Below are 14,445 nucleotides of genomic sequence, written 5' to 3'. Positions count from 1 at the left end.
AAGCTCCCCGGCAGCAGGAACCTTGTTGTCGAAATACTTCTGGGTGAGTACCAGCGCCCGGTTCACAAAGTTACCCAGCACCGCCACCAGTTCGTTGTTATTGCGCGCCTGGAAGTCTTTCCATGTGAAGTCGTTGTCTTTGGTCTCGGGAGCGTTGGCGGTGAGCACATAGCGAAGCACATCCTGTTTACCGGGAAACTCTTCCAGATATTCGTGCAGCCATACTGCCCAGTTGCGTGATGTGGATATTTTATCACCTTCAAGGTTCAGAAATTCGTTGGCAGGCACATTGTCAGGCAGGTTAAAGGTCCCTTCCGCTTTGAGCATAGACGGAAAAACAATGCAGTGGAAAACAATATTATCTTTACCTATGAAATGTACTAATCTGGTATCTTTATCTTTCCACCACTTTTCCCATTCATCGGGTAACAGCTCTTTTGTGTTTGAGATGTATCCTATGGGTGCATCGAACCAAACATAAAGCACCTTACCTTCAGCTCCTTCCACAGGAACAGGGACACCCCAGTCGAGATCACGGCTAACGGCACGCGGCTGCAGTCCAAGATCGAGCCATGATTTGCACTGTCCATACACATTGCTTTTCCACTCTTTGTGATCTTCAAGGATCCACTGTCGTAGCCATGCCTCATGTTTATTGAGAGGAAGGTACCAGTGTTTTGTTTTACGCATTACCGGGACACTGCCGCTGAGAGTCGATTTCGGGTTGATCAGGTCGTTGGGGCTTAGTGAAGTGCCGCACTGTTCACACTGATCGCCATAGGCATTTTTGTTTCCGCAATGGGGACAGGTGCCAGTGATATAACGGTCTGCCAGAAACTGGCCCGCTTCTTCATCATAATATTGTTCACTCTCCTGTTCCTCGAATTCTCCTTTTTCATAAAGTGTCTGGAAAAAGTCCGATGCTGTCTTTTTGTGAATCTCTGATGTGGTACGCGAGTATATATCGAATGTGATACCGAACTCTTCAAACGATTTTTTAATCAGTTTATGGTAGCGGTCCACTATATCTTGAGGCGTAACTCCCTCCTTCCTGGCTTTTATAGTGATTGGAATACCGTGTTCATCGGATCCTCCTATAAAAAGTGCCTCTTCTCCTTTGAGGCGCAGATAGCGGGAATAGATATCGGCTGGTACATATACCCCAGCCAAGTGGCCGATGTGTACCGGGCCATTAGCATATGGCAGGGCTGATGTAATAAGAGTACGTTTAAACTTTTTTGACATATTCGAGTTTCGGGTTACGGTTTGCATATTACGTGTAAGTTATACCTGCGACTACTTTACGTAATCTATAATTACTAATTTAAAGCTGCAAAGATACTAAAAATAGCTCTTTTATTGCCCGTGGACGCTTCAAAATATTATAAAACAAAGAACAACTATTTATTCAGAGTTATACTGACCCTAAACAAAGTTGTGCGGTATGGTTTGTTTTCCTGATCAGAGCATATCTGTTTCGTCAACTGATATGTTAATGGTGCCAATATACACTTTCCTATCTTTGTCTTGAACCAGTGCGATCAGAACATGACTGTATTGTTAATGGTGTTTAAGACTCTAATTATTATTTTACTTATCCTAACTTTATTATCTTTGCCTTATCATAGGTTTTATATACCTCAAACCCACCGGCTTCAACAGAAGCCTTGTTTTTGGTAGAATCATAAAGTATTTTTAAATGCGCAATGCGAATTTTAAACTGCAATTATCATGGATAGACGAAATTTCTTGAAAAAATCTGCTGTTACAGCAACCGGTTTAAGTTTAACTCCGTTGATGGGGAAATCATTTTCTTCAATATATGGGAAGACAACTCCCGGGAATAAAATCAAAATAGGCCTGATAGGCTGCCGCAATCAGGGTTGGAGCAACCTGAAAGCGTTCTTGCAATACCCGGAAACTGAATGTATCTCTATATGTGATGTGGATGATCAGTGGCTCTATAAGCGTGCGGCTGACTTGGAGAAGCTAACCGGTAAAAAACCACCACAACTGGTTAAGGACTGGCGCCGGGTAATAGATAACAAAGATGTGGATATGGTAATTATTGGCACCCCCGACCACTGGCATTGCCTGCAGCTGATTGCAGCCTGTGAAGCAGGTAAAGATGTATACGTAGAAAAGCCTCTTGCCAACACCATTGAAGAGTGTGGGCTGATGGTTAAGGCTGCCAGAAAATATAACCGGATTGTGCAGGTAGGGCAATGGCAGCGGAGCGATCCTCACTGGGATGAAGCTGCAGCTTATGTGCAAAGTGGACAACTGGGACGTGTGCGAACCGTTAAAGTGTGGGCTTATCAGACCAGCAAATGGACACTGCCGGTAGTGCCCGATTCGCAACCCCCTGCCGGTGTAGATTACGACATGTGGTTGGGTCCTGCACCAAAGCGCGATTTTAATCAGAACAGATTTCATTATAACTTTCGCTTCTTCTGGGATTATGCCGGCGGATTGATGGCAGACTGGGGGGTGCACTTGCTCGATTACGCGATGAAGGGAATGAATGTTGGATTGCCTTCATATGTTTATGGAGCCGGCGGAAAGTATGGATACCCCGATGATGCCATGGAGACACCCGACACTCTGATGGTGACCTATAAGTATCCGGGTTTCAATATTATTTGGGATCATGCTTGTGGAATAGGAACAGGGTTGTTCGGGCTGCGTGAGGGTGTTGCTTTCCTTGGTGAAAATGGTACGCTAATTCTTACACGCAACGGCTGGGAAGTGGTGCCTGAACAGGCTGTCAACAGTCGTAATTACCCCTATTGCTATCCTTGTGACGACGAAAAGAGACCCAACACGCTACGCATGGAGGCTGTGGAAAAAAGAAAAGGGCAGGGCAAAGGTTTGTATCTGCATGCTGGTAATATGCTTGACAGTATTCGTTCGCGCAAACTGCCCAATGCCGATGTAGCTATTGGTGCAGAAGTTGCCATTCTTAGCCATATGGCAAATATCTCCTGCCGAGTTGGTAGTGCTTTGGATTGGGATATTAAGGCAGGAAAGTTCATAGGGTGTGATGAGGCGAACAGTTTAATTAAAGCCAATTACAGAACTCCCTGGAAATTGCCGAAAATTTAAAAAAAATATTCCGGTAAAAAAGTTTTGAAACACCATGTAATCCATTACTTTGCAACAAAGTATACCTGCCCAAAACTCAGTAGCACTTTTTGCTGATTGTCAGATGTTTAAAAAATAATTACCGAAGTATTGTTAAAATATTCTATTTTGTAAAAGTTACATTTAAAGCAGAAAGCAGATTGTTATAAAGGAAACGTATTATGCCAAAGAGGAGAAAAAACAGAAGAGTAATGAAACCGCCATTGATGGATGGATATAAGCCGTTCGGAGTACCCAGGAGGGAGTTGGATACTGTGGTACTCCAATATGAGGAGCTGGAAGCAATCAGGTTGGCCGACTACGAACGTCTTTACCAGGAGGAGGCAGCAGAAAAGATGGGTGTCTCCAGGCCCACATTCACACGCCTGCTTGATGGTGCGAGAAGAAAACTGGCAAAAGCTCTAATTGAAGGAAGAGCGATTATTTTTAGAGGCGGGGCATATGTAACGGATGATTATTGGTATAAATGCCATAGTTGCAATGAGACGATGGTTACCATGAAAAAAGCTGATCACTGCAGAAGCTGTGAGTCGGAAGATATTGTTCAATTGAGCAGGGAGAAGGAATAGCAGCAGGCGAGCGGAGGGTTTACGAAATAATGGCTATTTCCATCTTTCATATGTAAATTGTTCAATATATAAATATCTATTAATTAATGATTTAATTCATTTTAAAAATTATATTTCTTCGTTTTGACAAAACAAAAGACAGCACTCATCTTTTGGACAAATGCACCGGTTATCGGAAAGACAAACAGGCAAGAAATATTTAAATATTTTATGAAAACCAGTATCAATAGCTCATCAATATTTGTTATGGAACAAAAAAGGTGATAATGACGTTATTATATTAATTATTTTATGGAGTTATCTCCATTCAATATTTTCTATAAATATTAATGCACCTTTAATAAGATTCAGATATGAGTAAAAAGAAAATTGCCGTATTGGTAGGCAGCCTTCGTAAAGAATCGGCCAATAGAAAATTGGCAAATGAAGTGATAAGATTAGCTCCAGATTCACTTGATCTGGAGATTGTTGAGATAGGGCAACTTGCACATTATAATGAAGACCTCGATTTAAATCCACCTTTAGAGTGGATTGAGTTTAGAAAGAAAATCGGCGAAGCCGATGGTTTCCTATTCTTTACCCCCGAATATAACAGATCTATCTCAGGGGTAATGAAAAATGCGCTTGATGTGGCATCCAGACCCTATGGGCAAAATAAATGGGGCGGCAAACCGGGCGCAATAGTAAGCAGCTCAATGAGCGCCTTAGGTGGTGAATCAGCTAATCATGCACTACGTCAGCCGATGGTTTTCCTTAACGTATATATGATGCAGCAACCGGAAGCATATATAGGGAACTCGCTGCAGCTGTTCGATGAAAACAACAGCCTGAAAAATGATGACACCCGTAAGTTTCTTCAAAGTTGGGTAAATGCTTTTGCTGAATGGGTTTATAGGTTCTGACCAGATCAGATAAATTCCAAATATTAAACAAATATTGAGTACCTTTTGAAATGTCTCTTTCATTGCAAGCGGAGCATAATGCTTGTAGTTATTAAGGACTCTCGGAGCAAATTCAGTATTCGAGATTTGAGTATTTGTGTTTGTCTACCATAAAAGTACGGATAAAAGAGGGTGAAATCAAAATTGTATCTGGTTTGCCCTCTTTATATTTTGCAGTTTTTTACGAAAATTACTAAAATGGAAAATAGATTTCCGTTTATTGATTATTTCCCATTTACTGTGAACGGATTACCTGAAACGTGTAAAAAACATCTTTATCAGATCAGCACAATCTTCAGCCATAATGCCGGAGTTGACTGTAGTTTTTGGATGCAGTAGATAGGGTGAGATGCGCGAATACCCTCTTTTTTCATCCGGTGCTCCGTAAACTATCCGTGATATTTGTGCCCACCGAAGGGCACCAGCGCACATGGGACAAGGTTCCACTGTTACATACAATGTGCAGTCAGTGAGGTATTTTCCTCCAAGTACATTGGCGGCAGCTGTTATTGCCTGCATTTCGGCGTGTGCAGTTACATCATTCAACATCTCCGTGAGATTGTGTGCGCGAGCTATAATGCGCTGATTAATAACTATAACAGCTCCAATGGGAACTTCTTCCTTCTCAAGTGCTTTATGAGCTTCCTGAAGTGCCTGCCTCATAAAATATTCGTCGTCTAACACGTTTTTGCCTCCAGTATTATTATGTTTGATAATCTGATTCTGTGTCCATGATATGTTATAGCAACCGATGAATCAATATTTGCATGTTAAATGAACAGATTATTAAAAAATTATTATCGCCTCATCTCATTTTCTTCGAAAAGAGTAGGATAATCCTGATCCATATTTCTCAGTACATGATTGAGAACGGTCTCGCGAAACCAACGGGATCGGTTGGTGATCTTATATTTTTTCAGATAGAAATGGATAAGATCATACTCTTCGTCGTTGAGCATAAACTCAGCCTTTTTAGTGCGTGTTTTCGTTCTGCCTTGAATCTTGTAACTCTTTATTCCCATTAATCAACTATTGAAATTCCTAATACAAATACACACGGGTTTAATAACAGGTTGCATTCTCTTTCCCGTTGCTGTTACAAAAAAACAAAATATTTTCACTAAAAAGAAGGATTTATGGTGTAAATTTGTATTTTTACGATGTATACACGCTTTTTGGGTACAATAAAGATGGCTGAACACAATGAACTGGGATGGAAAGGTGAAGATGCGGCGGTGAATTATTTAAAGTCGAAAGGACACCGTATTGTTAAAAGAAACTGGAAATGCCATGGTTATGAAGTCGACATTATTTCGGAAGAGGGTGAATATATCGTTTTTGTAGAGGTTAAAACCCGTACATCTACAGAGTGGGGAAATCCTGAGGATTCCATTGGGAAGCATCGAATGCGGCGTATGATTCAAGCGGCTGGCATTTATCTGAAAATGAATTGTATAGATAAGCCTGCCCGGTTCGATATTGTGGCTGTAGTGTGGAATAAGCAACAATTTGAGCTGGAGCATATTGAAGATGCTTTTTTGCCCTTTCTGTAAACATATTGCAGCTTGATTGTAGCGATTGCATTATTACTACTTGCTGCATGAAGCTTAGGGTTTGCATTTCTATGGTGGAATGGGTTTAATTTATGAATTCTTCAAGACAATGAATATAGAAGAGCTTTTCGATTTTTGCCTTGCTGTTCATGGTTCAGAAGCAACAACACCGTTTGACGATGTAACCATTGTGATGAAGGTTATGGGCAAGATGTTTGCGCTGATTCCCACTGATACCGGCAGATTCAGCATTACCCTGAAATGCGATCCTGAGCTGGCGATAAAGTTAAGAGATGAATATGAGTGTGTTGAAGGTGCCTATCATATGAACAAAACCTATTGGAACACCATATACCTCGATGGCGATATGCCCGACATGGAACTCAAAAAATGGATATATCATTCCGTTGATGAGGTAATTAAAAAATTACCCAAAAAACATCAAAACCTATATTATGGATCAGTTAAGTAAAGAGCGTCTAACAATAAGGGTCGATGAGGTTGATTCAACAAACCTCATGCTAAAAAAAATTGCCAGGGAAGAACATCCTGAAGAGGGGTCGGTTGTGATTGCCGGATATCAGACCGGGGGGCGTGGACAAATGGGTACATCATGGTTTTCCTCGAAAGGAGAAAACTTGTTGTTCAGCCTCCTGATATATCCAAAAAACGTGGAGGCTAACGGACAGTTTATTATTTCGCGTATAGCTTCACTGGCTGTCAAAAATACGCTGGACCAGTTTGTAAGCGACATCCGAATAAAATGGCCCAATGATATTTATTGGAAAGACAAAAAGATAGGCGGTATGCTCATAGAAAACGATATACAGGGAAAGCAAATTGAGAACTCGGTTATTGGTATTGGTATAAACATAAATCAGCAGATTTTTCCGCCCGATTTGCCTAATCCGGTTTCCCTGAAGCAAATTACAGGATCGGAACAGGACATGGAATACATATTTAACATATTTATGAGGGAATTTTTTATGCTCTATCGTGAATTTGAGCATGGAGGTACCAATTCTATTGAGGATGAGTATATGCTCGATCTCTACCGTATAAACGATTATTATTGGTTTGAAGACAAAAACGGTAAATTTAAAGCCATAATTGAGAATGTGCTGCCAACGGGACATTTAGTACTGAAAACGTTGGAAAATGAAGTTAGGAGGAGATACTCATTTAAAGAAGTGACTTTTATTGATGAATGATTGTACATGAGATACTTCATGAATAAAACAGAGTTAAGTACAAATAGAGGTCTTATATTTTGGATTTTTTTATTTCGAACTCAAATAATTAAACATGATATATGCAATTTAAACGAATTTTACTCAAGCTCAGCGGTGAATCGCTTATGGGCGGCAAACAGTACGGGATAGATGAAATACGCCTTGAAGAATATGCGGAACAAATAAAAGAAGTTTCACATATGGGTGTACAAATAGCTGTTGTGATTGGTGGAGGCAATATTTTCAGGGGGGTGAGCGGTGTTACCAAAGGGTTTGACCGTGTAAAAGGTGATCAGATGGGAATGCTTGCCACAGTAATCAACAGCCTGGCACTTAGCTCGGCACTTGTTTCTGTGGGACAAAAAAACCGTGTTTTTACAGCTGTACGAATGGAACCGGTAGGAGAATTCTATTCCAAGTGGAAGGCTATTGAAGCTATGGAAAAAGGAGAGATAGCAATAATTGCCGGAGGTACCGGAAATCCTTTTTTTACGACAGATACAGCATCTGCGTTACGAGCAATTGAGATAGAGGCTGATGCAATGCTTAAAGGTACCCGTGTAGATGGCGTTTATACGGCGGATCCCGAAAAAGACCCCACAGCCACTAAGTTCCGGAGTATTTCGTTCGATGAGGTTTACGACAGAGGATTGAAAGTGATGGATCTGACAGCTACAACCATGTGCAAGGAGAACAACTTGCCTGTAGTGGTTTTTGATATGGACACTTTCGGTAACCTTAAAAAGCTTATAGATGGCAATAATATAGGAACAGTGGTACATTTGTAGAGAAATTAAAATTTTTTCACTATTTTTGTTCACACTATTTACTTAAGTCAAATGAATAGAGGCCATGCTTGCATGGACTTTGTCATGACGAGCAACTTTTGCATTAAATGATATACAGAGGACGAATTCATTTGGGCTATGCCATAGCAAGCAATAGTCTAGTGTCAGTTAAACTATTTTGATAAGACTTGAAAACAACAAAAATAATAGATAGTTATGGAAACAATGAAAATTAAAAAAGAGACAGAAGAAAAAATGCAAATGACCCTTGAATTCCTGGATGAGACATTTTCACGTATCAGGGCCGGTCGTGCCAACGCTCGTATTCTGGACGGAATTCGTGTGTTATATTATGGAAGCCTTGTTCCTCTGTCGAATGTGGCAACGGTAACCACGCCCGATGCCAAGACCATTATGGTGCAACCGTGGGAAAAACCTATGTTGAAAGTAGTGGAAAAGGCCATTCAGGACTCCGATGTAGGTATCACACCCGAAAACAACGGAGAAGTTATACGATTGGGTATACCACCCCTTACGGAAGAACGCAGAAAACAACTTGTGAAACAGACCAAGCAGGAAGCCGAAGATGCTAAGATAAGTATACGAAATGCCAGAAGAGAGGGTATTGATGAAGTGAAAAAAGCGGTTAAAGACGGTCTCCCGGAAGATATGGGAAAAGATGGTGAAAATGAGCTTCAGAAACTCCACGATAAATATATCAAAAAAGTGGATGATATGTTTGCCGAAAAGGAGAAAGAAATACTTACCGTTTAATGACGAATGGCGGAGAGGAGTATAACCAGAAGAGGGTGAAAGGGCTTGTAATTAAAAATACCGGTAACACCTATCTGGTACGCGATAAAAGCGGCAATGATTTTCTGTGTAAAGCAAAAGGGAACCTCAGGCTTAAGGGAATCCGCAGTACAAGTCCCGTTGTAGTGGGTGATATTGTTTTCATGGATGTAAATCTTGATGGCACGGCTTTTATTACCGATATAGAAGATCGTAAAAACTATATTGTCCGCAAGTCTTCCAAGCTTTCCAAACATGCACATATACTCGCCGCAAATATCGATCAGGCGTTGCTCTGTATCACAATACACTCACCCGAGACTACAACTGTGTTTATTGACCGGTTCCTTGTTACTGCCGAAGCATATTCGGTCCCAGTCTGTCTCGTTTTTAACAAAACAGACCTGTATGATGAGGAAGATACCGGTTATATGAACAGCATGGTTCATCTCTATTCTCTTATCGGTTATCGCTGTATAAAAGCCTCCATGGTAACCCGACAAGGGGTTGACGAACTCAAAGAGATTACCAGGGATAAGATTGTCCTGCTGGCCGGTCATTCAGGTGTTGGAAAATCAAGCATCATCAATGAAATGCAGGGTGAATCGGTACAGAAAGTGGGTAAAATTTCAGAATATCATAGCAAAGGGATGCATACCACCACTTTCTCCGAAATGGTAGAACTGGATAATGGCGGATATATAATAGATACACCCGGTATCAAGGGATTCGGAACTATAGATATGGTCACGGCAGAAGTATCGCACTATTTTCCTGAGATATTCAAAATATCTCAGAAATGCAAATATTATAACTGCCTGCACATTAATGAACCCGATTGTGCTGTTCTTAAAGCAGTGGAAGAGCATTATATCAGTGAAAGCCGATATCATTCCTACCTGAATATTTTAGAAGATATTAGTGACGGTAAATACCGGATATAACCATGCAGTTGAACAATACATTGCTTATGATCATTGAGCTACTTTATCTCCTTACGGTGATAAGTATTGTGGTGGTGGTTATTTCGGAGAACAGGAATCCCATTAAAACTGTGGCATGGATCCTTGCTGTTGTCTTTTTGCCTTTCATAGGAATCATATGGTATGCTGTTTTCGGGCAGGATACAACAAAAAAATATGTAATCTCAAGGCGGATGTACAGCAAACTAAAAAAGCGTCCTTTGGATGAGATGGATACGCCGGTGGAGATTTTTTTTCCTGAAAAACATGCCAACATAGTTAAATTGCTGCAAAATTTGGATTATACCCCTTTGCTGGGGGGAAATAATGTGAAGTTATTCACCTCAGGAAAAGACAAGTTCGATCATTTGCTCGCTGATATTGAAAAGGCAAGACAACATATTCACATAGAATATTATGTTTTGAATGATGATGAGATAGGCATGAAGGTGCAGGAGGCACTTATTCGTAAAGCTAGGGAGGGACTGGAAATACGTATCATTTATGATAGTTTCGGGTCAAGGAAAGCTAAGAAGAAATTCCTGGAAGAATTCCGTAGAGCCGGCATAGAAACCGAGCCTTTTTTAAAACTTACCTGGTCTGCAATCACTTCAAGATTGAACTACAGGACTCACCGCAAAATAGTGGTTATAGACGGACAGATAGGATATGTTGGCGGAATGAATATTGCTGACCGATACATAATGGGATTCGATTGGGGTTGCTGGCGAGATACGCATGCTCGGATTGAGGGTAAAGGAGTTCAGGGATTGCAGTCGGTTTTCCTTATCGACTGGTATTTTGTTTCTCAAACCCTGATTACATCGCGCAATTATTTTCCTATGCTGGGAAACTTTGGGGAGTGTCCCATGCAGATCGTTAACAGCGGCCCATTGAGTGAAGAGAACGAGATATCTCACGGCATAATGCAGGCAATCTACGATGCCCAAAAATCTATCTTCATTCAGACTCCATATTTTCTTCCTCCCGATGCAATGATAGATGCTCTGAAGGCTGCTGCTATTCGCGGAGTGGATGTAAGGCTCATGATATCTAAACGATCTGATGTGCCGTTAGTACAGATGGCATCACGTTCATATATAAAGGATATGTTGAAAGCAGGTGTGAAAGTATATAAATATCATAAGGGATTTCTTCATTCTAAAATGATGATGTTCGATGATTCGCTGACTCTAATAGGATCTGCCAATTTTGATTCACGAAGTTTTGAACAGAATTTCGAGGTTGAGGCATTTATTTATGATGAAAAACTTGGGGAGCAGGCCAATGATATTTTTGTTGAAGATCAACGCTTTTCTGATTTGGTGTTGATGAGAGAATGGGTTAAGAGGCCCGTTATGCAACGTTTTTTTGAATCTTTGTTGCGACTTTTTGCTCCATTATTATGAGGTGGCGATAATCAGAAAGTAAATGAGTATGAATAGAATTTTTATTATAGGGTATATGGGTTCGGGGAAGACCACCGTGGGGAAACGGCTGGCCAGGTCTTTATCACTATCATTTATCGATCTGGATGCATTTATAGAGAACAAATACCGGAAGTCTGTATCTGATATTTTTGCGGAAAAAGGGGAGGAGCAATTTCGAAAAATAGAGAACCGGGCACTTCTAGAAGTGGCCAATATTGAAGATGTGGTAATTTCTACAGGCGGAGGTACACCATGTTTTTTCGATAATATGGATGTTATGAACAAAGCCGGCACCACCGTCTATATTCAGGCCGATCCGGAAGAACTTGCTGCCCGTCTGCTGGCATCGAAAACTGTACGCCCGCTTATTGCAGGTAAGCCAAGAGAGGAGATTATTCCGTTTATAACGGAACATTTGGCTCAAAGAGAGTGTTATTACAAAAGAGCGCAAATTGTTTATCATACTGACCGAATGATTACCAAAGAGGATATTAATTTAACGGTTCGCGGAGTTGAGGAGCAATTAAAATACAAAAAAAAAGAATGATCAACGATTCTCAAAAAAGCACTTCGTTTTTTGTGCGTGAGTTATTACTCAAAGCAGAGAAACAAAAGGTTTCAACTGTTATTGGAATACCCAAAGAAAATCAGGAGGTGGAAAGACGTCTGGCTCTTACCCCTGAAGCTGTTTCTCTGTTGGTGTCATCTGGCTACAGGGTATTGTTTGAAGCAGGGGCGGGGTATATGATAAACTACTCCGACAGCTATTATGCTGAGTCGGGTGCTGAGATTGTAGAGACAGCAAAAGAGGTTTTTCAAGCCGATCTTATCCTTAAAATCTTGCCTCCAACATTGGAAGAAGTTCAGATGATGCGATTAAGAAGTACAGTCTTTTCGTTTCTCTACCTTCACAGGCTTTCTACACCACTGCTTGAATTGATGTCGGAGAAAAAGATTAATGCGCTCGCTTACGAACTTATTTATGATGAAACCGGCGTGTCACCCTTTGTTACTTCTATCTCCGAAATTGAAGGAGCTTCCTCCATTACGCTGGCTGCCGAGCTGTTAAGCAATGCCCATGGTGGTAAGGGAATCCTTCTTGGCGGCATCCCCGGCATATCACCCACTGAAGTGGTAATCATTGGTGCCGGTGTGGCCGGCGCCATGGCTGCCAGGGCAGCCATGGCGCTGGGAGCATCGGTTAAAGTGTTCGATGACGATATATCGAAGCTGCGGAATATTCGTCACGAATTGGGTAGTCCGGTCTTCACCTCTATATTGCAACCCAACGTGCTGAGAAATGTTTTTCGCTCTGCCGATGTAGTTATTGGCGCAATGCAGTATATCAACAAATCACACTTTTACCGTATCTCCGGCGACCTCATAAGGGAAATGAAGAGAGGGGCCATCATAATCGACCTGCGTATGGCGCAGGGAGGATGTTTCGAAACCACAATGGAGGCCTGTTTGCCTGGCCATCCGTCAATCTTTGAAAAATTTGGGGTGTTGCACTTCTGTGAGATGAGCCTTAGCTCGCGTGTGGCACGTACTTCTTCCATCGCTTTGAGCAATATTTTTGTAACGCTGTTCTCTTCTATGGCCGATTGCGGAGGGGTGGACCATTTTGCCCGGTTCGACCGGGGTTTTGCTTCTGGCTTTTACATGTATGCTGGGAAAATGGTCAATTCCTACGTGGCCAATCATTTCAATTTCCCGGTGTCGGACATCGGCCTCTTTCTGCACGGGTATTGATATTCATTTTTAATTCACCGTTGTATATCTCTATCAATTGTATTATTTTCAATAATGCACAATATAAATATCCGATACGGGGGGTTAATCGTATCATTGAGCAGGGAGATTGGATGGTTAGTTTTTGTTAACATTTAATGATGCAGCAATTCTCCATATTATGCGTCTGTAGTAATGGTTAATTCTCATTGTAAGTCGCACAAAAATCAATAGATAATCTTTTGAAAGTTACGATGAACGGTATAAACTTATCAGTTGATTATCAGTGTGTCTGTAGGTAATAGAAGCATAAAATATGAAAAAGGAAATACATAAATCGCTGTTTTTAAGCATCCTGATATTCATATCCGGTTGCAATAGCGATATTTTTGTGGAAGATTTTCTTCCCGGAGAACAGATGGATGTTGTACTTTCGGAAACGAACAACAGAAAGGAAATCAATTTTAAGTCAGACAACTGGAGGCTGATTGATATTGTTTCTTTTATGGACGCCCCATTTACTACCCGTGCATATACCCTCGATGGTGAACCCGTCTCTTTTCCTTTCGGTGAAAAAGAACCGGCTACTGTTTATTTCTTAAGCGACTTTATAGATTTCCGTGTAGAGAAAAGAGGTGGCAACAAACTGCAGCTTACACTCAATGAAAATCTCATGAATGAGGATGTAACCATGCTGATAAAAGTTGGCAATGATTACAAAGAGCAACAGATCAAGCTTCTGCTGGCTCCCACAAGCAAATATCAAATAGACAGTGTGGTTTACGATTGGGAAAAATTTGAAATAAATGAGGGCGCTCTTAACGAAATGGAATCTTTAGTTGTCGATAACAAAAACTCTTCCTCTCCCGTTACCCTCACATGCTATCCTTTTAAAAAATCGACGCGGAAGATTCTCTTTTATAACCCCGCCGGATATTGGGACGAACAAAAATTCCGACGGTTACTCGGCGCTACGCTCCCTGAAATTGCCATCCCTGATCTGGTTGATTCAAAACCCGTATTACATAACACCAAAGCGTCTTTTGGAATTATGGAACAGGAGCTTGAAGCACCATTGGACAAGAAGTTGTCGGTAGAGGTAACCGTTGATGCCTACGACAAAAGAAAAATACTGATCTTTAATGAAGTAGAGAGATATTCCGTGCCCTACAAGGTGTATATATCCAATCCTAAAACAGGCAAAAAACGTTTTTTTACGGGAGAACTCACCAGTAGTCGTCCTACGGATTATTTTATCCTAAAAACAAAAGTTGAATGAAAATAAGAATAAATAAGGGAGCGC

General features: G+C 41.0%; 16 protein-coding genes. 13 read left to right on the top strand and 3 right to left on the bottom strand.

All coding sequences use genetic code 11. From position 1 onward, the window contains the following. The coding region (gene metG, locus B3B27_RS06150) for a methionine--tRNA ligase (protein ID WP_286847115.1) at positions 1–1,245 on the bottom strand (1,245 nt) is incomplete at its 3' end. A 486-nt stretch (positions 1,246–1,731) separates the two neighbouring features. Here metG and B3B27_RS06145 point away from each other — a divergent pair. The 3 genes from B3B27_RS06145 (at position 1,732) to B3B27_RS06135 (ending at position 4,615) form a co-directional block, all read left to right on the top strand. Beyond that, entirely contained in the window at positions 1,732–3,105 is a 1,374-nt protein-coding gene (locus B3B27_RS06145; protein WP_238867636.1) for a Gfo/Idh/MocA family protein, read from the top strand. Positions 3,106–3,305: 200 nt separating this feature from the next. Then, on the top strand, positions 3,306–3,713 hold the full coding sequence (locus tag B3B27_RS06140; protein WP_238867635.1) for a DUF134 domain-containing protein: 408 nt from the start codon (positions 3,306–3,308) through the stop codon (positions 3,711–3,713). Between the two features lie 353 nt (positions 3,714–4,066). Next, a complete protein-coding gene (locus B3B27_RS06135) occupies positions 4,067–4,615 on the top strand; it encodes an NADPH-dependent FMN reductase (RefSeq protein WP_238867634.1) in 549 nt (182 codons plus the stop codon). Between the two features lie 288 nt (positions 4,616–4,903). Here the strand turns inward: B3B27_RS06135 and B3B27_RS06130 are convergent, their stop codons facing one another. Beyond that, the gene (locus tag B3B27_RS06130) at positions 4,904–5,338 is read right to left on the bottom strand and encodes a nucleoside deaminase (RefSeq protein ID WP_238867633.1); all 435 of its coding nucleotides are present in this window, start codon (positions 5,336–5,338) and stop codon (positions 4,904–4,906) included. Between the two features lie 113 nt (positions 5,339–5,451). Further along, positions 5,452–5,676, bottom strand: coding sequence for a hypothetical protein (locus B3B27_RS06125; protein ID WP_238867632.1), 225 nt, complete (start codon positions 5,674–5,676; stop codon positions 5,452–5,454). A gap of 168 nt (positions 5,677–5,844) precedes the next feature. Here B3B27_RS06125 and B3B27_RS06120 point away from each other — a divergent pair, with 168 nt between their 5' ends. The 10 genes from B3B27_RS06120 (at position 5,845) to B3B27_RS06075 (ending at position 14,421) form a co-directional block, all read left to right on the top strand. Then, positions 5,845–6,207 (top strand): YraN family protein, encoded by a 363-nt coding sequence (locus B3B27_RS06120; protein WP_286832876.1) that lies wholly within the window; start codon positions 5,845–5,847, stop codon positions 6,205–6,207. Between the two features lie 109 nt (positions 6,208–6,316). After that, positions 6,317–6,679 carry an MmcQ/YjbR family DNA-binding protein gene (locus tag B3B27_RS06115; protein WP_238867630.1) on the top strand — a complete coding sequence of 121 codons (363 nt, stop codon included), beginning with the start codon at positions 6,317–6,319 and terminating at the stop codon, positions 6,677–6,679. Beyond that, positions 6,663–7,418 (top strand): biotin--[acetyl-CoA-carboxylase] ligase, encoded by a 756-nt coding sequence (locus B3B27_RS06110; RefSeq protein WP_286847114.1) that lies wholly within the window; start codon positions 6,663–6,665, stop codon positions 7,416–7,418. The genes B3B27_RS06115 and B3B27_RS06110 overlap by 17 nt, the downstream gene beginning before the upstream one ends. Positions 7,419–7,519: 101 nt before the next feature. Beyond that, positions 7,520–8,227 (top strand): UMP kinase, encoded by a 708-nt coding sequence (gene pyrH, locus B3B27_RS06105; protein WP_238867628.1) that lies wholly within the window; start codon positions 7,520–7,522, stop codon positions 8,225–8,227. Between the two features lie 216 nt (positions 8,228–8,443). After that, the gene (gene frr / locus B3B27_RS06100) at positions 8,444–9,001 is read left to right on the top strand and encodes a ribosome recycling factor (protein WP_238867627.1); all 558 of its coding nucleotides are present in this window, start codon (positions 8,444–8,446) and stop codon (positions 8,999–9,001) included. Positions 9,002–9,036: 35 nt separating this feature from the next. Continuing rightward, positions 9,037–9,963 carry a ribosome small subunit-dependent GTPase A gene (rsgA, locus tag B3B27_RS06095; protein ID WP_238869510.1) on the top strand — a complete coding sequence of 309 codons (927 nt, stop codon included), beginning with the start codon at positions 9,037–9,039 and terminating at the stop codon, positions 9,961–9,963. A 26-nt stretch (positions 9,964–9,989) separates the two neighbouring features. Next, complete coding sequence (gene cls / locus B3B27_RS06090; RefSeq protein WP_286832872.1) at positions 9,990–11,390, top strand: cardiolipin synthase; 1,401 nt, start codon at positions 9,990–9,992, stop codon at positions 11,388–11,390. Between the two features lie 28 nt (positions 11,391–11,418). After that, on the top strand, positions 11,419–11,958 hold the full coding sequence (locus tag B3B27_RS06085; RefSeq protein ID WP_238867625.1) for a shikimate kinase: 540 nt from the start codon (positions 11,419–11,421) through the stop codon (positions 11,956–11,958). Beyond that, a complete protein-coding gene (locus tag B3B27_RS06080) occupies positions 11,955–13,163 on the top strand; it encodes an alanine dehydrogenase (RefSeq protein WP_286832871.1) in 1,209 nt (402 codons plus the stop codon). Before B3B27_RS06085 ends, B3B27_RS06080 begins: the two co-directional genes overlap by 4 nt. 295 nt (positions 13,164–13,458) lie before the next feature. Then, complete coding sequence (locus B3B27_RS06075; protein ID WP_286847112.1) at positions 13,459–14,421, top strand: hypothetical protein; 963 nt, start codon at positions 13,459–13,461, stop codon at positions 14,419–14,421. The last annotated feature ends 24 nt before the right edge of the window (positions 14,422–14,445 follow it).

Source organism: Proteiniphilum sp. UBA5463 (genome assembly GCF_002427225.1).
Taxonomy (GTDB): domain Bacteria; phylum Bacteroidota; class Bacteroidia; order Bacteroidales; family Dysgonomonadaceae; genus Proteiniphilum; species Proteiniphilum propionicum.
This window is presented reverse-complemented; position numbering and strand designations above follow the sequence as displayed.